Raw genomic sequence first — 19,401 nt, 5'->3', positions numbered from 1 at the left:
AACTCAGAAGTGAAACACAATAGCGCCGATGGTAGTGTGGGGCTTCCCCATGTGAGAGTAGGACATCGCCAGGCTTTGATTTAGTTACTTGTTTAACAAGTAACAACCTCAACAGTGTACTAATCTGTTGATGACAATTTGTTGGAGGGATGGCTGAGTGGTCGAAAGCACCGGTCTTGAAAACCGGCAACCGTTAATAGCGGTTCTAGGGTTCAAATCCCTATCCCTCCACCACATTGAAAAGCCCGCTGAGAAATCAGCGGGCTTTTTTACATTTGTTTAACGGGTAACTTATTAATTAGGTCTGTGCGAAAAGGCTAGGAAGTGTTTAGTGAACGCTTTGTGCTTGTCTAATTTCGTGTGCAAGTGGGTGAACGTTTAAGAAAACCACTTGAATATGGTTATCTGGTAGGTTGATGAAGCCAAGGGCACCTTGTCTTCGTAATAGTCGTTCGTTGACTAGCTCTGTATTATGGACTTGGATGCGCAATCGAGTTGCACAATTGTCTATATTTCCTTCGACAATGTTTTCCTTACCACCTAGCCCTAAAATGATCTTATTCGCTTTTGCAGTTAGATCGCCTTTGTCTTTTATCATGATCGTTTTTATCTCTGTAGAATGGCAAAGCACCACTTTACAGTGGTGCTTTCGGATCGTTAGTTCATTGAGACTTTGTAAGATGCGTTGATCTTGGTCTCACACGTCGCTATTTCTGTTTGGAAGCGGTCTAACCATTTCTTACCTTCGGCATCAGCCGTGTTTGCCCAACTGTCCACAACAGGCTGGGTGGCTTTTTTAAAGGCTTCTTTCTCTTTTGCAGTTGGGTTGTAAATCTTACCGTTAGCTTTTTTGAAGGCTTCATAAGAAGCGTATTCATTATGTTTTGGATAAGACATTAGGTATTGCTGCTGTGCTTCAATCGCATCTAATACAACTCGTTTTAGTTCTGGTGAAAGCGACTTAAACTTCATGTCAGACATGAGCCAAGCGCCTCCCATGTAGGCGTGTCCGTCTAGCGTTAGGTAGTCCAAGCTTTCGTGGAAACGGCTTTGGATGATATCAACGATGCCATTTTTTGTTCCTTCAACCACCCCTGTCGATAGCGCTGTGTATACTTCTGGCCAAGCAATTGGAGTCGGCGAACCATCGAGTTCTTTAACTAGGTCTTGTTGTACTTTTGCCGGTACGGTACGGATCTTCATGCCTTCGACATCTTCTGGAGATTTAACCGGCTTTTTCGTCGTAGCAAAGTTACGCCAGCCACCAGAGTTTGCGACCATCATTAATCGGACGTTTGGCGCTTTTTTCAGTACGTTCCCGCGAACATCAGAGATGAATTCATCATTGCCATAGACACATTCTGCGATACGGTCATTTGGTAATAGGTAAGGTAGATCGAAAGATTCAGCAGGCTTCCAGTAGTAAGCAATTTCTGAAACCGTTGTTGGGAAGTAGTCAAACATTCCCGCCTGAACCCCTGCGATACACTCTTTGCCTGAGCCACATAGTTGGCCTGAGCCGTAGATTTTTACCGTGAGCTCTCCATTTGAACGGGTCTCTAGGTGATTTTTAAATACCAACAGCGACTGGTGGTTGTAGCTGTCAGGTGAAGTAAGGTGTACTACGTTAAATTCTGTCGCGGCTAGTGATGCACCAGAAAACATTAGCGCTGCAGTGGTTGCTAAACCTAAGATTGTCTTTTTCATTGTTCATTACCGTGTAGAGAGTTATTGGTGGCGCCATGCAATGACGCTCCGTATTTATTGTATTAATGTTGTGTTTACATGATTCCGAATAGCTGTGGTAAGCCAATTACTAGTTGAGGGAAGCAAGAGATCACGAAGATCAATGCGACTTCTACCAATAAGAAAGGAATGATTTTTTTCGATATTTCAGAAACTGATACTTTCGATACGCCTGATGCTACGAATAGAACCAGCCCCATCGGTGGCGTTGCTAAACCAATAGAAAGGTTGGCGCACATGACCACCCCAAAGTGAACTGGATCGATACCAGCATTGATCATGATTGGCGCAAATATTGGAGCAAATATCAGAATTGCTGGGCCTGCATCTAAGAACATTCCGATAGCGAAAAGCAGAACATTGATGATGGCAAACAGTAAGTACGGGTTATCGGTAATTCCGTTCATGAAGTCTGCGACCATGTTTGAGACACCGGATAAGCTGATAAGAGATGCGAATCCGCTAGCCGCAGCGACGATGATCAGAATAGATGCAGCATTTACCGCTACTTTTGCAAATAGTGCGTATGTTGCTTTGACATTTGTAACTCTAATAATGAAAAGAGAAACACAAATCGCGTAGGCAACGGCGACGGCTGCCGCTTCTGTTGGTGTAAAGATACCGCCATAAATACCACCAAGAATAATGACAGGCGTCATCAGTGGTAGAATCGCCAGCTTGAATGCTTGGTGGCGTTCCATCGCGGGAGCTCTTTCCATAGGTTGGACTTGCGGGTATTTACGAATTTGATAGCGATTCATCACCATCAAACCGATACAAAAGATAATGCCTGGAGTGACACCTGCTAGGAACATCGCCGCTACTGATGTGTTCATGACGAACGCATAAATCAACATGATCCCTGAAGGCGGTATGATGTTACCAAGTACTGTCGCCGCAGCCGTTAATGCTGCTGAGTAACCGGTATCGTAATTGTATTTTTTCATCTCAGGGATCAGCATTCCGCCAATCGCTGATGTAGCTGCGACTGCTGAACCTGTTAAAGCACCAAAAATTGTCGCTGCAAGAATAACAACATGGCCAAGGCCACCACGTAGGTGCTGTACCATAGTTTGTGCAAAAGCGATGATTCGAGGGGTGATACCGCCCGCTGTCATGCACTCGCCAGCCAACATAAAAAACGGTAGCGCGAGAAGTAAGAAACTATCTAAACCTGAATACAAACGCTGATACAGCATGTTAGCGAAAAGCATTTGATCGTTTTGGAATAGAGTAATGATTGGTGATAGCCCCAGAGTAAATAAAACTGGAACACCAACGATAAGTAAAACTAGGAAATAGACTAAAAATATTGGAGAAACCATGCTGACCTTCCTAAGACTCTGTTTTCAATTCAAGCGGCTCTTCGACAAGAGGTGTGCTTGTTTCTTCATTGGGCTGACAACCTTCGTATAGCTCTGCTGTTTTCGAAGTGTTAGAAATGTCTTTAAAATCTCCTAGGACTCCTCGGATAGAAGCAAGGGATTTTTGAACGGCATAAAGCATGGTGACGGCCATCATGACGGGAGGTGCGATGTAGACGAAGTACATCGGTATTGGCAAACTATCTGCCATTACAGAGCCTGTTTTAAAGAAGTTCCAACCGAAAGTAATCCAGATATAAAACACCAACATGGCTGAAATATGTCCGATCAGACAGAAAGCGGAATAGGCTCTTGGGGCTTTCTTTTCAATGATCTCGGTGACGAATGTCATTGCGATGTTTTTGTCGGTTAGATAGACGAAAGGCAGACAAAGATAAGTCATATAGATCATTAAAAATCTCGAAGACTCATCCGTCCAACTTAATGGGATATTCAGTACGTATCGGAATAGAACTTGGGCAACGACAATGACCGTCATCGTCAGCAGTAAAAGCCCCGCGATATGACGTAAAACCTTAGAAAGAGGTGTTGTGATTGCATTCAGTGTTTTTTCAATGGCTCTTAACATAGAATCACCATAAAACTAGTATTTATATAATTATTAAAACGACACACTGCCTTACTGGTCTGTTGGCTGCTCATTGTATTGGTCACAGTCGCTGCCTTTGGTATGAAAGCTGTGTGTCGCTTTTTGTAGGGTTAGTTCGAACCTAGGGCGAGTTACGCTTTGCCGTTAGAACCGAATAGACGAATCTTGTGCTGTACGACTTCTTTCATTGAAGCTATACCTGTGTTCATGACATCTGCAAGGATGTAATCTGACTCGTTTTCTTTCCAGTGTGCTTGTACACCATGAATAAAGCCTTGGCGTAATTCTGTGTCTACGTTGATTTTGGCTACGCCACGTTTCACAGCTTCAACAACTTGGTCATCAGGAACACCAGAGCCACCGTGCAGTACGATAGGCTTCTTCACTGCTTCTTTGATTTCAGATAGGCGTTCGAATTTTAGTTCTGGCGTTGTTTTGTAGACACCGTGAGCCGTACCGATGGATACCGCAAGGTAATCAACACCTGTACGCTCAGAGAAGTCGAGTGCTTCTTCTACTGTGGTGATCATCGCGTCTTTTTCATCAACAGTGATGTCATCTTCTGTACCGCCAATCTTGCCTATTTCTCCTTCGGCACCTAAACCAAGCGCATTTGCAACTTCTACTACTGCTTTAGTAATGCGAATGTTCTCTTCGAATGGAAGTGCAGAGCCATCAAACATCAATGATTGAAAATCACGTGTCGCGGCTTCGATGCACTGCTCAAATTTGCGGCTGTGATCTAAGTGGATACAAATTGGAACAGAAATTTCATGATGTTGGATCAGGGAATCTACTGCATTTCGTAATGGTGCCATGCCGATTTCATTGATCGCCTTTTGGCCGATTTGAAGCATGATTGGAGATTGCTCTTCTTGAGCGGCAAGTAGGACTGCTTTAATTGTCTCTAGGTTATGAGCTGTGAATGCGCCGATCGCGTAACCATTGTTCCACGCTTCGTTAATCATTGTTTTACCAGACACGTAAGGCATGTAAGTTTCCTCTATAGTTTTGTTGTTCGTTGTTGTTATGTGTAAATTACCAGTCGATAACTTACAAAACTGTTATTTGCATATCACTTTGTGACAAAAGCGGACATAAATAGACAAATTGAGTGCTGGCGCACACAATGAAATGGACAATTTTGAAACGAAGAGAAAAGAGAATGAAAATGGCAGCCATATTGGCTGCCATTGAATTGATATCTAGATTGGTATTTGCGAGTGAACTTCTTTAGTTTACACCTTGGTCTAGAAGGCCTGCTGCCAGCGCAGGCGCTAGGCCAGGTGTTAACGGGAGTCTTGGGATAACTAAGCAGTGCATCAGGTGATAGATGTCTTGTTTTCCATCCCATACTTTACTGGTACCAGCTTGATTGTTTACATCTAGCTCTTGCCACCAAGAGCAGCCTTCATAGTCAATCAAATAAGTGCGGCAGTAGTCCCACCAAATGCGATAGAAGTCTTCGTACTTCTTATCTCCTGTCACCGTATATAGAGCGTAGGCTGTACCGATAGCTTCAACAGGCGCCCAGCGGATACGTTCGCGAACGACAGGCTTGCCATCCCAATCTACGGAATACACAAAACCAGGAGCACCATCAACTGACCAAGCATCACGCACAGTTGCGTCGAACAGGCCGATAGCATCTTCTAATAGCCAATCAGGGCAATCGGCACCGATTTCCAGAAGCGTTGCACGTAAGTGGCAAATTAGGCGGCCCCACTCAATCCAGTGCCCAGGTGTGCCTCCATAAGCGCGGAAGTGGCTCGCAGGTGTTTCTTTGTTGTAGTCAGGAAGTGGATTCCACTCTGAATCAAAATGTTCATTGACACGATAGCTCAAGCTTTTGGCTGTCTTGTTAATCATGAACTCAGTAATGTTGAGTGCACGGTCTAACCATTTCTTGTCTTTCGTTACGTCATAGACGATCAGGAAGGCTTCTACAGAGTGCATTGCAGCGTTACCACCACGGTAGTCTTCTGTTTCTGTAAATGATTCATCCCATGATTCAAAGCACATCTGTTTTTCTTCGCACCAGAAGTGGTTTTCATACACGTTAATTGCTTCATCAAGTAGAGCTTGAGCGCGTGGGTGGCCCGTAGTTGCAGCGCTTGCTGCACCTAATAAAACGAAAGCATGCTGATAACCTTGCTTAGATGCATCAACGATTCCTTGCCCTTCATTGTCAATGGTGGCGTACCAACCGCCATGTTTTTCATCTTTTAGCGGGCCTTCAAGAGCAGTGATGCCATGCTCTACAAGGTCGTATGCACCAGGGCGTCCCATCAGAGCTGCAAGTGAGTAGCAATGCAGCATGCGAGCGGTGATCCAAAGGCGCGTTCCCATTTCTTCGCGAACGTTGCCATTGTTACCAACCCAGCCAAATCCATTCGGTACGACAGCATTACGACCGAATTCAAAGATGCGGTCGGTCTCTGTGTCTAACCAAGCATTATGGGATTTAGTATTGATCCATTTCATAGGGAGTTTCCTCGTTATTATTTTATTACTGCTGAAATTATCAGTCAGTGGATTTCAAATCTGTTAGCGATGTAGTGTTTGTTACAATTTCAATCAAAAATGGACATTTTTGATAATTAAGACACAACCAATGACTAAAAGAAGACTATGCACGATGTGATGATAGTTAATTTTGTATTTTTGTAAGAAGTGATAGCCGACCATGCCACCGGTCATGCCAATCAAGAAGGTTGGCATAGAGCTTGTGACTAAAGCGGTGACTTCCTCTGTGATTAGCCCTTCACTCCAAAAGCTGATGATTGCTCCAATCATTTGCAGCATAAAAAAGAAGGCCAGTGTGGATTTAGATTGATCGGCCGTCCAAGGCTGCATCGAGGTATAGGCGATAACTGGCGGCCCAGCTTCCCCAACGCTTGCCCCTAATACGCCTGAAGTAAAGCCCGCACCGACAGTGATCGGGACAGATGTTTGTTGAAATAATGGCTTAGAAGAACGCATTGAGTGCAAACTAGAAAGAACAAGCACGAAGCCCATTGAAATTAGAATGTACTGCGATGGCAGGCTTGCCAGTAGTTTGGCGCCCACAAAAGAAGCGGGTAATGACCCTGCAACTAAGATAAGCCCGGCCTTATATTGAATGGAATGACGCATTTTCCATACGATAGGAAAGGTGACTAACCAGCCAAAAATACCGGCAATGGGCACAGCCATCTTTGCATCGACAACGAGTGACAGTAAGGGTACTGATACGAGAGCTAAACCGAATCCAGTTAACCCTTGAGTAAAGCCACCTAATGCAATGATTAGTGCGACTAGAATGACGGTGATGTCCATAACTAAGTCCTAATGAAGGGCTTGGATTCGCCCACTCATGTAATTGTGTGTGAGGTTATTTCACGGAGAAACGATGGATAGTTTTCTCTTCAAATAACTCACCGGGGTTTAAACGTGTGCTAGGAAAATGAGCATGATTTGGGCTATCTGGATAGTGTTGAGTCTCTAAACACAGTCCTGAAAAGGATTCATACTTGTATCCCTTTCGGCCAATCCATGGTTTATTCGATAGCTTTGCACCGTTGTAAAATTGAACGGCCGGTTGAGTGGTTAAAACAGTCATAAACCGGCCGCTACTAGGGTCGTAAAGTTCTGCTGCGTAGTGGTATTCACCTTGACGTTGTTCGCGTTCAAGGATGAAATTATGGTCAAACATACCACCTGTGAGCGTTGCTTTGTTTTCACCAATAATTGAAGTATTGGTGAAGTCCAACCCTGTACCCAACACAGAACGAATCTCTCCAGTTGGAATCGAATCTTGGGTAACGGGCGTATAAAAACGAGAAAATAACTTGAGTTCATGGGCGTCGACAGAGCCTGAGTCATGCCCCGCAAGGTTGTAGTAGCTATGGTTAACCAAATTGATGACGGTTGGTTTATCAGTGGTCGCTTTGAAGTTGTAATGCACTTGATTCTGCTCGTCTAAGCCAATTGAGTGCGTGACATTCAAAGTGCCACCGTATCCAGATTCACCATCGGGAGAAGTCCGGCTTAAGTGAATAAAAATAGCATGTTGTTGCTGTTCTATTTCAAAGTCCCATACGTATTTGTCGAAACCTTTGGCACCACCATGTAGGTGCTGCCCCGTGGGGATTTCGTTGGTTTCGAGCTGGTACGTTTCACCATCAAGTTGATAGCGACCATTTCTGATACGGTTAGCAAATCGGCCTGCGATCGCACCGAAAAATGGATGCCCATTTAAGTATTTCTCTAGACTGTCATAACCCAACACCACATCGGCGTTGTTACCAGAGCGATCTGGGGCTTCCAACGAAGTAACAATGCAGCCATAGTTAGTGATCTGCAGCTTTATGCCTTGGCTATTCTCAAGAGTAAACCGTTTTACAGGCAGCGTTTGCCCTTCGACTTCGCCCCAGTCTTCAACACTTAGTTTCACGTTATCGTCTCGTTTTTATAAATCGTTATTTAATCTTTGCTTCTAGACCTGAGGTTACGCGCAGTTGCTCAAAGACAGATGTCCAGTCTTGGCGGCCTCGTCCTGCAGCTCTTGCGATGCTGTATAACTCGCGGGATGCTGCGCCACACGGCATTGGAACGTTCACTTGATTTGCTAGATCAAGCGCAAGGCCGAGATCTTTATGGGCAAGGTCTAGCATGAATGCTGGAGATAAATCCCCGGCTAGTACTTTACCTGGCCAAGTTGTTGTGAAGTGGCCTTTTCCTGCTGGCGTGCCACTCATAACTTGAAGCGCCGTTTCAAACTCAAGACCGATCGCTTCAGATAAAGTAGCGGCTTCCGCTGAAAGCGCATTTAGGGCAATACTCATATAGTTGTTGATGATTTTTACGCGTATTCCTTTACCCGCACCACCTGCGTTGACGGTTTCAGAACCCATACAATCAAAAAGAGGTTGAGCTCGAGCGATTTGTTCGTTGGTACCGCCAGCTAAAATGAGTAGCTCTCCTTTCACAGCATGATCGGAAGTACGACCAACAGGGGCTTCCATCATAGAAAAGCCCTGTTCACTCATTTGACTAATTAACGCGTCGGTTTCGAACGGGTGAATAGTCGACATATCAATCAGTAATGCGTTCTTATCTAATGTTGAGGCAATACCGTTCTCACCAAATATCACGTTCTTAACCAAATTGCCGTTTGGCAGCATAGTGACGACAAATTCTGAATCTAAAGTAGCGTCCGCTGGTGAAGAAGCTGCAACCGCGCCTTGGCTTACCAGTGATTGAACTGCAGTTTCGTTGATGTCATAAACTTTGACTGAGTGACCACCCTTAATGAGGTTTAGCGCCATTGGTGTGCCCATTTGACCTAAACCAATAAATCCAATCGTCGACATTCGTATTTCCTTCAGTGTTTGCTTGAGTTGTGACTAATATAATCACTAATAAACATTTTAACTGTAATAAGTGTCACATTTTGTTGTTTTGTGTCTGTTTTGGTTGTTTTGTGATTGTAATCCCAACCAAAAAGTAAAAAATAGATATACTGAAATCAGAATCTTGCTAGTTAGCAATCCAATAATGTGAAGAATTAAGAGAGTCATCATGACAATTGCATGTTTAGGAATTACGGTTTTAGATCGAGTCCAACTGGTTAATCAATTGCCAACCACTGGCGGAAAATTCGTATCTAAAGATTACTTTGAAATTGGCGGAGGCCCAGCTGCAACGGCGTCGGTTGCCGTGGCGAAGATGGGACACAAGGTTGAGTTTATCGGCCGAGTCGGGGGAGACAGTGTCGCGACCACAATGATAGATGAGTTGAATAGCTATGGCGTCAACACCAATCACATCGTGACGGTTGAGCAAGCGTCTTCTTCTTTTTCTAGTGTCTTGGTTGATGATGAGGGTGAGCGTATGATCATAAATCATCAAGACCCGCGTCTAAGCCGTGATATCTCAGCGTTGGAGTCTGTTGATTTCCGTCAGTTTGATGCTATCTTATGCGATGTACGTTGGCCTGAAGGCGCTAAGTACTTATTACAAAAGGCAAAAGAGTACAACATACCGTCTGTTCTAGATGCGGATATCTCCCCAGAACCTATCGATGAGTTGGTTGCGTTAGCGGATCATGTCGCTTTTGCCGAAGAAGGCTTGTCCAATTTTGTCAATACGACAGAAATAGAGCGCGGACTTCGCCTTGCACAAGAAAAAACGGACGGAAAAGTTTACGTCACTGTCGGTAAGCACGGCTGTTATTGGCTAGTAGATGGCGAATTGTTCCATGAACCTGCTCCAGTGATCGATGTTGTCGATACAACTGGTGCGGGAGATACTTTTCACGGTGCGCTAACCGTTGCTGTGGCAGAAAAGATGGAAAGCCGACAGGCGATTAAGTTTTCAAATAGTGTCGCTGCTATTAAATGTACTAAGTTAGGGGGCCGAGAGGGGATCCCAACTCGTGAAGCAGTGGACCAATATATCACTCAATAAGAAGGTTTAGCATGACTAACCCTAGACAAGACAAGCTCTTAAAGTTAGTAATTGATGAAGGATATTATACCGTAGAGGAGCTCGCTGAAGAGCTAGATGTCTCTACGCAAACTATCCGCCGTGATATCAAGAAGCTCAGTGATGAAAAGCTCCTCATTCGTCACCATGGTGGTGCCAGCTCTCCGGCAACGAAAACGAACCTTGATTATGAGATTCGAAAAAGTGCAGAGACTCATGAGAAAGGTGCGATAGCCAAGGCGATTGTTGAATTAGTGCCAGATAACTCGACGGTGTTTATTACAATTGGTACGACAGCCGAGACGATTGCTAATCACTTGTTATCGAAGAATAACCTTCAAGTAATCACTAATAGTTTACGAGTTGCCAATATACTTCATGCGAACAGCACATTTGATGTGTTGATCCCAAGCGGTAAAGTGAAAGCTTCAAACGGCGGGATTGTGGGCACTGAAGCAATGGATTTCATTTCAAAGTTTCGATTCGACTACTTGCTGACAAGTGCAGGGTCTTTAGATGCTGATGGTACGCTATTAGAATATGACCTGAATGAAACTGAGCTAGTGCAAGCGGTGATGAAATCTGCGCGTCATATCTACGTAGGGTTAGATTCGACAAAGTTCGTTCCAAAAGGCTCAATTGCACTGTGCCATATTCGTGAAGCGACGACTTTGTTTACCGATAAGCCACTGCCTAGCGTGCTGGCGCAAAATCTTCAAAACGAAGATATTCTGATCGAAGTATGTAAGCCTTAAAGTGTTAGATAGAATTAATGATTAGAAAGCCTGCTTAGAAATAAGCAGGCTTTTTTTTATTTGTTGGCAGTATCGTCTTTGGCGAGGAGGGAAGACTGAACAACAGTTAGACCAAGTACTGCGTGTTAATTCAAGGTAGCCGGTTGTACTAATACAAATAGAGCGACTAATGCGAGACTGCCTCCAAACCCACGGTTGACCCAAACTAACTTTCTAGGAGATTGAATCAATCGGTTAAGCATGGTTCCAAAGTATGCCCAAGCTAACATGCCCAGCACGCCGGTGATGACCATTACGCTAATAATGATTACCACTTGAGTAAGGTAGTGGTAAGTGGGTGAGATGAACTGCGAAAATACCGTTAAAGATGCGACCCAACTTTTCGGGTTGAGGATCTGCACGAGTACTCCTGAAATGAATCCAGATCTTTTTACTTCGCTAGAATCATCAAGCTTGGTGTTAGCGATGCCCCACGCCATATACAACAAGTAAGCGGCGCCTAGCCATTTCAAGATAATGTATAAATCTGGGTATAGGCTAAATAACCCAACAAGCCCGATGCTGGACCCTGCCAATATAGCAATCACTCCTACCGCGCACCCTGAGACGAAAGGCAATGTTGCCGTAAAACCATATCGGCTAGATAAGCCAATTAGCGCGACATTGCCGGCACCTGGTGTCATTGAAATTGTGACAGCAAACAGTAATAAAGCTGTCATTAGTTGAGCGCTCATTGGCTCACTCCCATTTAAACTAAAGGTTAATATGGGAGATAGTTTACCTATCCATGTAGGAATAACGTTGCTATCTGAGTTAGTATTAGAGTTAAATTGAGCAAGTAATTTCCAAATTAGATATGAAAAAGAAAGAATCCACTAATTTCCTTTTAGATGACACCGACATCAGTATTCTTGGGCACATTCAAGAAGATGGACGCATGAGTAACAGTAAGTTGGCCGAACAAGTCAACTTGAGTGAAACACCCTGTTGGCGACGTTGGAAAAAGATGGAAGAAGAAGGTTACATCGAAGGGTATGCCGCGAAGCTAAACCGCAAAAAATTGGGCTTTCAAGTATCGGGGTTCACTTTAGTGACTCTTGGAAGTCATGAAGTCGAAAATACAGAGCCGTTTGAGGATTTTGTTGAGGGCGCGAACTGGATCTTGATGTGTCACTGCATTGCTGGTGGCGCGGATTATATTGTCCAGGTCGTCGCCAAGGATTTAGATGAATACTTTGAGCGTATTAGTTCGATGAGACGCGTTAAAGGGGTCAGTGCCATTCAGTCCAATGTCTCCGTTAAAGAAATAAAAAATACGTTTCAACTCCCGCTGGAGTGATGATCATTGTCAGAATAAGAAGAGCCCTATATACAGTAACCTAAAAGGGCTCCTGGTTAACCCCTTCATTAGTTGCACGCATGCCTCAATCAAACTCACCTTTTAGTTACCCTCTAACTGAGCTTAGCGTTTCTAATCGTTTATTGGCTAGATTATGGTAGTACCTCTCAAACCCGCGTTATTTTATTTACTTATCAGTAATTCATTATGTGATTATTTAATTTCTAAACTGATATCTGTGCTTATAGGTATAGGGAAGCGCAATTTTGTCGTAGCAGTTGTTTTAGGGAGCAAGGATATGCCGACCACGGAAGAGATTCAGATCAGCCAAGAGCAAGTAAGAAAAAACAAAGCAAAAGTTTTGGCGAAGATAAACCAACAAGGGATCATGTCGCAGGGGTTTCGTTTGGTCAATGTGGAAGACTACAATCATCGATTACAGGCATTGAAACATAAAGTAGAGAACTTCGAGTACCTTAATGAAGCGAATAGAAATCAAGACCAAGTTATTCTTGATATTATGACGCAGAAGGAAAAAATCCATAACTACTTAGATGCATCATCAAGTGCCAAGCTAGCTGACGGTAATCTTGATTTTGGCTCAAGAAATCAGGTCGCGAATGCGAACTTGAAGAAAAAGCAGTTGTTCATGATGTTTATGGAAACAGTGGAAGCGCAAGAAGCCTTGAAAGAGTACGCAGTGAAAGTCGCTTCCGTTTGTAATGGCACGTTAAAACAACCGCCGGGTGCGTACTTTGGGGTCAAAGATTTTCATGGAGCGCTGGATAAGATCACTAACCGTAAACGTCATTACGATATTGGTGATTTGAAAGATGCGGCGCGCATGACGATTGTCTTCGAAAATATGGAAGATATGATCGCAGCTAAAGCGATGATTGCTCTGACGGAAGAATTTGTAAAGTTGCAGCATCACCAAAGCGCAATGAAAGACCGTTATGGTACTAGCCAAGGTGATAATGCGAAATTTAATTGCGGTGCGACCGAAGCCGGCTATAAAGACATTAAGTTCTTCTTGAAGATGGCTAATGGTCATATTGGCGAGCTGCAATTGAATACTAAGAACATGATGGTTGCCAAGAAAAATGGCCATATTATCTATGACATTCTTCGTGATGGTGGCTTACTGGATAAGCCATTTACGATAACTAACTCAGAAGTCTTAGCGAAAGTCAGTCGGAATATGAGTGAAAAGTGGTTCAACTTTATTAGCTCCCGTGTTCCAAAAGCGAAAGCCGATATAATCGAAGTTCAAGCGCTCGTCGATCGTTTAAAAAATAATATGGCGACGGGCAAAAACTCGTTAGTCGTGAGTTTGAAAGAGATCAAAACCTTGTCTCGCGTAAGCTTGTGTATCTACGAGCAAGGAGATAACGGTAGGGCGTTACTCGATTGACGTTTCCCTCGTTCTAAATTGGTAAGGCAGAGCTTCCTGCCTTACCGCTACCCTCGTGCATTTCATTTGTTTTTCTGTTTCTTTTTTCTGTTTTATTTTCTATAAGTTTTAACTACTTAGTTGTAAATACCATTTCTTTGATTTATTTGCCCGAATTCCCAGCTTCGTTTATTGATGTTTTTATCTATAGTTATTGAGTGCGATCTAAAACTTAAGCATGAAGTGACGAGATCAATAATAATTCTAAAGAACTAGCTAGGTGGGCTCGATGAAGAAGTTACTGTTTTACTCTCATGATAGTTATGGTTTAGGTAACATTCGACGGATGGTCGCCATTGCGGAGTATCTGGTTAACCACAATCAAGATGTCTATATTCTGTTACTCACCGGCTCGCCTATGCTTCATGCCTTTCGAACTCACCCTCAAATAGATTACATAAAGTTACCCTGCCTACAACGCTCACAAGACGCTGCTTATAGCGCAAAGCTTGAGTGTTTTAACATCGACTCGTTAATTCAGATGCGTTCAGCGCTTATTCGATCTTCCATTGAAGGGTTTCAGCCTGATGTGATCTTAGTCGATAAGAAGCCCGAGGGATTAAGTGGCGAGCTAAGAGAAACGATTGATAGTTTAGAGAACCAAACTAAAAAACCAAGACAGGTTTTATTGCTGAGAGACATCTTAGATGACCCGCATGTCACGCATTCCATTTGGTCCAAAAATCGGTATTTCAAATTGATCGACGAGTGGTACGACGAGGTACTCGTGGTGGGAGAACAAGCGATTTTTGATGTTTCAGAGCAGTATCAGTTCCCTGCGAGTAACCGCAAGAAAGTGACGTATTGTGGGTATTTAGATCGAACGAGAAAGTATGGCCCTTCACAAGGCTTAGAACTGAGTGAACAAGACCAAAAACTCATCATTGTAGCCGTTGGTGGGGGCGATGATGGGCGAAAAGTACTGGAGTCATACATAAATGGCTTAACTGATGTTGCTTGGCATGGTGATGTCAAAAGTATCTTGTTTTACGGACCAGAGATGGATCAACGTGACTATACTCATTTGGCAGAGTTGGCTCAAAGCAAAGAAAACATCGAATTGAAAGAGTTTACCAACGAATTTGAGCGTTATCTGGAACACTCTGATTTGGTTATTTCGATGGGAGGATATAATACCGTTTGTGAGGTGCTGTCGTATCACAAACCTATGATTATTATTCCTCGCGTCGCACCGGTTTCAGAACAACTTATTCGTGCACAATGTTTTTATGAAAAGGGCATTGTGGATTACATTCATCCCGACGTGTTAACCAGTAAAGTGTTAATGAGCAAAGTAAGTCACATGCTCGATAAAGACACTTCTGACGGATTCTCGAGAGAACTCAATATGCACGGGATGGAAGTATTAGAGCAAAGACTATTGCATATATAGTCGAATAATAACGTATAAAAACAGCAGGCTAGGCTAACGAATTATAACGCCATAACAGGGAGTTAGGCCTATGCGTGTTGCCTATATAGTGAAACGTTACCCACGCTATTCTGAGACATTTATCGTTAACGAGATATTGGCACACGAGCAAGCTGGTGCTCATGTGTTCATTTTTGCATTGTTACCGCCGCAGGATGCTCATTTTCAAGACATCATTTCCAAAGTTAGAGCACCTATTAAATACTTGTCGTCAAAAGCAGAACGCGCGTCTGCATTTTGGGAGGCTCAGAAAAAAGTCGCTCAGTTGTTCCCAGAATATTGGCAAGTGCTAGGGCAATTCCCACATGCGAGTGCCCGAGAAATTTTGCAGTCTTTAGAGCTGAGTTTATATGTGGTTAAAAAGAGAATTGACCATCTTCATGCTCACTTCGCCACCACTTCAACTACCGTTGCACAAATCACCTCAGCCATAACAGGAATTACTTTCACTTTTACCGCTCACGCCAAAGATATTTTTCATGAAGATAATGACTTCATTGCGTTGAAAGGAAAGTTTCATGACGCCGCGTGTGCGATTACTGTGAGTGATTTTAATACTCAATATTTGAAAGATGATTTAGGGATCTCTCCTAGTGAGTTTGTCCGTATTTATAACGGATTAGACTTAAATCAGTTCCACTACCATGAGCCCGTCGAGCGCGCTCCGTTGATTTGTGCGGTTGGCCGGCTGGTGGAGAAAAAAGGCTTCAGCTATTTGCTCGAGGCGTGCCGAATACTGAAAACTCAACAAGTCGATTTTCGCTGTGAATTGATTGGCCAAGGAGAAGAAGAAGAGGCTTTACAAGCACTAATATCTGAGCTCGATGTTGCCGATGTCGTGACGATGCGAGGTTCTCTGCCTCAAAATGAAGTGAAGGAATATTTAAAGCAGTCGGCTGTGTTTGCGGCGCCTTGCGTGGTCGGGGAAGATGGTAATCGGGATGGTCTACCGACGGTGCTGCTTGAGTCGATGGCGTTAGGAACGCCATGTGTCTCGACGGATGTGACTGGTATTCCAGAGGTCATCATTGATAAACAAACAGGGCTAATGGTTGAGCAAAATAATTCTGTCTCTTTGGCTTACGCCTTAAAGAGGTTACTGACCAATGGTGAACTTAGAGTCACGCTCGCAAGTAACGCTCGCCGCTTGATTGAAGAGCATTTCGATATTGTCGCGAATACTCGAGAGATTAGAGGGTGTTTTTCCCAGGCCGTAGCCTCGGGCTCATCAGCAACGAGGAGCCATCAATGAGAGGAGCATACGTTTGTTCAGATAGAGGAGTACCTGTTTTTGGCTCAAAAGGCTGTTCATTACATGTCCAAGAAGTCACGCGAGCCTTTACTCAGTGCGGTATCGATATCAGTTTATTTGCGTCAGCGATAGGAGATAGTTGCCCACCTGATTTAGCCGCGATTGATGTTCATAAAGTGAAGCATGCCAAGTTAAAAGATCGTCAGTTAAGAGAGCAATCAGATATAAGAGATAACGACAAAACTATTCGAGAGCTGGAACATTCTGGGCCTTTTGATTTTGTGTATGAACGTTATTCACTATGGAGCCATGCAGGTATGAGCTTTGCTCATGAAAGTGGTATTCCAGCGATTTTGGAAGTGAACGCGCCACTTATTGAAGAACAAAGACAATATCGAGGTTTGATAGATGAAGTTGCCGCAGAGAAGGTAACCAGGCAATGTTTTCAGTCTGCTAGCGTTATTCTCGCAGTATCCGATGAAGTTGGCCGCTATGTTCAATCATACAAAGAAGCCCAAGGAAAAGTGCATGTGCTTCCTAATGGCGTAAATACAGAAAGATTTTCGTCTGTTCACTCTGGTATCCACCCATCGGATCATGATTTTACGATTGGTTTTGTGGGCACACTCAAACCTTGGCACGGAGTCGAAGGCTTACTGGAGTCGTTTTGTCATCTACATCGAGACTTCCCTAAAGCGCGTTTACTGATTGTGGGTGATGGACCTCAAAGAGAAGTTATCCAAGACTACATTAACGCTCATCAGTTAGAGCAGGTCGTGGATCTTGTGGGAGCCGTCCCAACTGACCAAGTCGCGAAATATTATGAACTCATGGATGTAGGAGTTGCGCCTTATCCAGAAAGCAAACATTTCTATTTCTCACCATTAAAAGTCTATGAATATATGGCCGCAGGTTTGCCTGTTATTGCCAGTGATATAGGACAGATTAAAGAGGTCGTGGAGCAGGATGTTTCCGGAAGCTTGTACTCGGCAGGTGATATTGGGCAACTGACCCACTTCCTTGAATTTTATCTAACTCACCCAGAGGCGAGGCAACATTGTGGTGCACAAGCGAGACAGATAGCCACCGAATACCACAGTTGGGCAAAACGAGTAGAGACGATTCTCGATTGGGCTGACTTAAGAGAGGGGAGCTAAATGGCGAGACCTAAGGGGCTTTCACAAAGTTTACCCGCTCTGTTTCAGTTTGGTAGATACATTGCACCTTTCGTTAAGCAAAGGAAGTGGCTGATCGTTGGCGCGTTTGCAGGGTTATTTGGACAAACTTTGGTGAGATTGCTAGAACCATGGCCCATTAAATTCATTATCGACAAATTGGTCACCCCTGAACAAATCGAAACGGGACTATTAGAATCACTTAACCAAGTCGATAGTTCGACATTTTTCATGTTTATGGCGATCGCACTTGTCAGTATTACCATTGCTCGTGCTTTGCTGACGTACGCCACTACGATATGCATGGCTCTGGCAGGCAACCACGTCATCATCAGCCTGCGCGAGAAGCTATTCAAGCATCTTCAAGAGTTATCTTCTATCTATCACCAAAAGCAGCGAAGCGGTGACTTGGTGGTCAGAATCATTAGTGACATTGGCCTTATTAAAGATATCGCAATTACCGCTGCAGTACCGCTTATTGGTAACGCGTTTATTTTCGTCGGCATCATTGGGGTGATGCTGTGGTTGAATTGGCAGTTAGCACTCATCGCATTATCAACCCTCCCTTTACTTTGGATAATTACCTTAAAGAAAAGCAAACGCATTCACAAAGTAGCCAAGAAAAACCGTCAGAGAGAAGGGGTGATGGCGGCCACTGCATCTGAATCGATCAATGCAATCAAATCGGTTCAAGCCCTGACGCTTGAAGATCGTTTTTCAAACATATTCAGTGACGCTAACAAAAAAAGTTTGAAAGAAGGGGTGCAAGGAAAGCGACTTGCCGCCAGTTTGCAAAGAAGTGTGGAAATTTTAACGGCAGTTTCAACGGCCTTAGTGCTTTGGTTTGGTGCATTAAAAGTAGTGGAAGGGGTATTAACTCCAGGGGAACTCATAGTGTTTGTTTACTATTTAAGACGAGTATTTAGACCTGTGAGAGATTTTTCCAAATATACTGCAAGGCTGGCCAAAGCTTCGGCAGCAGGTGAACGAGTATTAAAAGTCTTAGATCAAGAAGTGGATATCAAAGAAGACAGAAACGCAAAGGAAGCGGGGACGTTGGACGGCGATATCCAATTCTCGTCGGTGCATTTTTCTTACTTAGAAGACAAATACGCTAATCTGATAGATATTAATTTCAAGGTCGGAGCTGGGCAGAAAGTGGCGATTGTTGGCCCTTCTGGTAGCGGAAAATCCACGCTAATTAGCTTGCTGATGCGGTTACATGACCCTCAAAGTGGAAGCGTGCGTGTGGATGATGTGGACATTCGGGATTACCGGCTCTCTAGCTATCGTAAGCAGATAGCAGTGGTCATGCAGGATACGGCTTTATTTGCGACCAGCATTGCAGACAACATTACTATTGGCCAAAGCGATGTCACCGAAGAGCGTATGATGCAAGCCGCAAAACTCGCTGATATGCATGATTTTATTCAAGGGCTGCCAAATGGTTACGATACTGAAGTGGGCGAACGGGGGGTAACACTATCGGCAGGGCAGAGACAGAGAATTGCGATTGCAAGAGCCGCCCTGAGAGATGCACCCATCCTGATCTTAGATGAGCCGACAACAGGCTTAGACCCGGCCACAGAGCAATCGATCAATTTGGCTTTAATGAAGTTAGCGCAATCGCGCACCACCTTGATCGTTACCCATCGTAAAGACCTCACGCTGCAGTGTGATTCGGTGATTTTTATTCGTAATGGGCGAATTGCTGAGCAAGGTCAGGTTTCTGAGTTGGGCAAAGAGGATTCTGAATTCTCTAAGCACTTTGCCTCTTTTCATTCACAACTAAATGCGGGCTGAAGGT

The 19,401-nt window shown here is 43.9% G+C and carries 18 protein-coding genes, 1 tRNA gene and 1 rRNA gene; 10 read left to right on the top strand and 10 right to left on the bottom strand.

Going from position 1 to position 19,401, the window contains the following annotated elements; genetic code table 11:
* Positions 1-74: ribosomal RNA gene (rrf, locus tag ACHUFI_RS22480) — 5S ribosomal RNA — on the top strand; the annotation flags it as partial.
* 69 nt (positions 75-143) lie between these two features.
* Positions 144-234 (top strand) — tRNA-Ser (locus tag ACHUFI_RS14175).
* 94 nt (positions 235-328) lie between these two features.
* On the opposite strand, the gene ACHUFI_RS14170 is transcribed toward ACHUFI_RS14175, so the two are convergent.
* From ACHUFI_RS14170 to yihU, 9 genes are all read right to left on the bottom strand, one after another.
* A complete protein-coding gene (locus ACHUFI_RS14170; protein ID WP_394250174.1) occupies positions 329-598 on the bottom strand; it encodes a PTS transporter subunit EIIB in 270 nt (89 codons plus the stop codon).
* Positions 599-657: 59 nt separating this feature from the next.
* Positions 658-1,707: a TRAP transporter substrate-binding protein gene (locus ACHUFI_RS14165; protein WP_394250172.1), complete on the bottom strand. Its 1,050-nt coding sequence runs from the start codon at positions 1,705-1,707 to the stop codon at positions 658-660.
* A 74-nt stretch (positions 1,708-1,781) separates the two neighbouring features.
* Positions 1,782-3,071: a TRAP transporter large permease gene (locus ACHUFI_RS14160; RefSeq protein ID WP_394250170.1), complete on the bottom strand. Its 1,290-nt coding sequence runs from the start codon at positions 3,069-3,071 to the stop codon at positions 1,782-1,784.
* Positions 3,072-3,081: 10 nt separating this feature from the next.
* Positions 3,082-3,699, bottom strand: coding sequence for a TRAP transporter small permease (locus tag ACHUFI_RS14155; RefSeq protein ID WP_394250168.1), 618 nt, complete (start codon positions 3,697-3,699; stop codon positions 3,082-3,084).
* A gap of 152 nt (positions 3,700-3,851) precedes the next feature.
* Complete coding sequence (locus ACHUFI_RS14150) at positions 3,852-4,712, bottom strand: class II fructose-bisphosphate aldolase (protein WP_394250166.1); 861 nt, start codon at positions 4,710-4,712, stop codon at positions 3,852-3,854.
* Positions 4,713-4,953: 241 nt separating this feature from the next.
* Complete coding sequence (locus ACHUFI_RS14145; RefSeq protein ID WP_394250164.1) at positions 4,954-6,204, bottom strand: AGE family epimerase/isomerase; 1,251 nt, start codon at positions 6,202-6,204, stop codon at positions 4,954-4,956.
* 93 nt (positions 6,205-6,297) lie between these two features.
* A complete protein-coding gene (locus ACHUFI_RS14140; RefSeq protein ID WP_394250162.1) occupies positions 6,298-7,038 on the bottom strand; it encodes a sulfite exporter TauE/SafE family protein in 741 nt (246 codons plus the stop codon).
* 55 nt (positions 7,039-7,093) lie between these two features.
* On the bottom strand, positions 7,094-8,155 hold the full coding sequence (locus ACHUFI_RS14135; RefSeq protein ID WP_394250160.1) for an aldose epimerase family protein: 1,062 nt from the start codon (positions 8,153-8,155) through the stop codon (positions 7,094-7,096).
* A gap of 25 nt (positions 8,156-8,180) precedes the next feature.
* Complete coding sequence (gene yihU, locus ACHUFI_RS14130; RefSeq protein ID WP_394250195.1) at positions 8,181-9,089, bottom strand: sulfolactaldehyde 3-reductase; 909 nt, start codon at positions 9,087-9,089, stop codon at positions 8,181-8,183.
* Between the two features lie 193 nt (positions 9,090-9,282).
* On the opposite strand from yihU, the gene ACHUFI_RS14125 reads away from it, so the two are divergent.
* Both ACHUFI_RS14125 and ACHUFI_RS14120 read left to right on the top strand, forming a co-directional pair.
* On the top strand, positions 9,283-10,170 hold the full coding sequence (locus ACHUFI_RS14125) for a sugar kinase (RefSeq protein ID WP_394250158.1): 888 nt from the start codon (positions 9,283-9,285) through the stop codon (positions 10,168-10,170).
* A gap of 11 nt (positions 10,171-10,181) precedes the next feature.
* A complete protein-coding gene (locus ACHUFI_RS14120; protein WP_394250156.1) occupies positions 10,182-10,943 on the top strand; it encodes a DeoR/GlpR family DNA-binding transcription regulator in 762 nt (253 codons plus the stop codon).
* A 125-nt stretch (positions 10,944-11,068) separates the two neighbouring features.
* Here ACHUFI_RS14120 and ACHUFI_RS14115 read toward each other — a convergent pair whose 3' ends face one another.
* Positions 11,069-11,677, bottom strand: a complete 609-nt coding sequence (locus tag ACHUFI_RS14115) for a LysE family translocator (protein WP_394250154.1) — start codon at positions 11,675-11,677, stop codon at positions 11,069-11,071.
* 122 nt (positions 11,678-11,799) lie between these two features.
* Here ACHUFI_RS14115 and ACHUFI_RS14110 point away from each other — a divergent pair, with 122 nt between their 5' ends.
* From ACHUFI_RS14110 to ACHUFI_RS14085, 6 genes are all read left to right on the top strand, one after another.
* Positions 11,800-12,282, top strand: a complete 483-nt coding sequence (locus tag ACHUFI_RS14110; RefSeq protein WP_394250152.1) for an Lrp/AsnC family transcriptional regulator — start codon at positions 11,800-11,802, stop codon at positions 12,280-12,282.
* 298 nt (positions 12,283-12,580) lie between these two features.
* Entirely contained in the window at positions 12,581-13,696 is a 1,116-nt protein-coding gene (locus ACHUFI_RS14105; RefSeq protein ID WP_394250150.1) for a hypothetical protein, read from the top strand.
* A gap of 268 nt (positions 13,697-13,964) precedes the next feature.
* Positions 13,965-15,128 (top strand): glycosyltransferase family protein, encoded by a 1,164-nt coding sequence (locus tag ACHUFI_RS14100; RefSeq protein WP_394250148.1) that lies wholly within the window; start codon positions 13,965-13,967, stop codon positions 15,126-15,128.
* A 70-nt stretch (positions 15,129-15,198) separates the two neighbouring features.
* Positions 15,199-16,419: a glycosyltransferase family 4 protein gene (locus ACHUFI_RS14095; protein ID WP_394250146.1), complete on the top strand. Its 1,221-nt coding sequence runs from the start codon at positions 15,199-15,201 to the stop codon at positions 16,417-16,419.
* Positions 16,416-17,576: a glycosyltransferase family 4 protein gene (locus ACHUFI_RS14090; protein WP_394250144.1), complete on the top strand. Its 1,161-nt coding sequence runs from the start codon at positions 16,416-16,418 to the stop codon at positions 17,574-17,576. Before ACHUFI_RS14095 ends, ACHUFI_RS14090 begins: the two co-directional genes overlap by 4 nt.
* Complete coding sequence (locus ACHUFI_RS14085) at positions 17,577-19,397, top strand: ABC transporter ATP-binding protein (protein WP_394250142.1); 1,821 nt, start codon at positions 17,577-17,579, stop codon at positions 19,395-19,397.
* Positions 19,398-19,401 lie beyond the last annotated feature (4 nt).

The sequence above is a fragment of the Vibrio profundi genome (assembly GCF_043642225.1).
GTDB classification, from domain to species: domain Bacteria; phylum Pseudomonadota; class Gammaproteobacteria; order Enterobacterales; family Vibrionaceae; genus Vibrio; species Vibrio profundi_A.
This window is presented reverse-complemented; position numbering and strand designations above follow the sequence as displayed.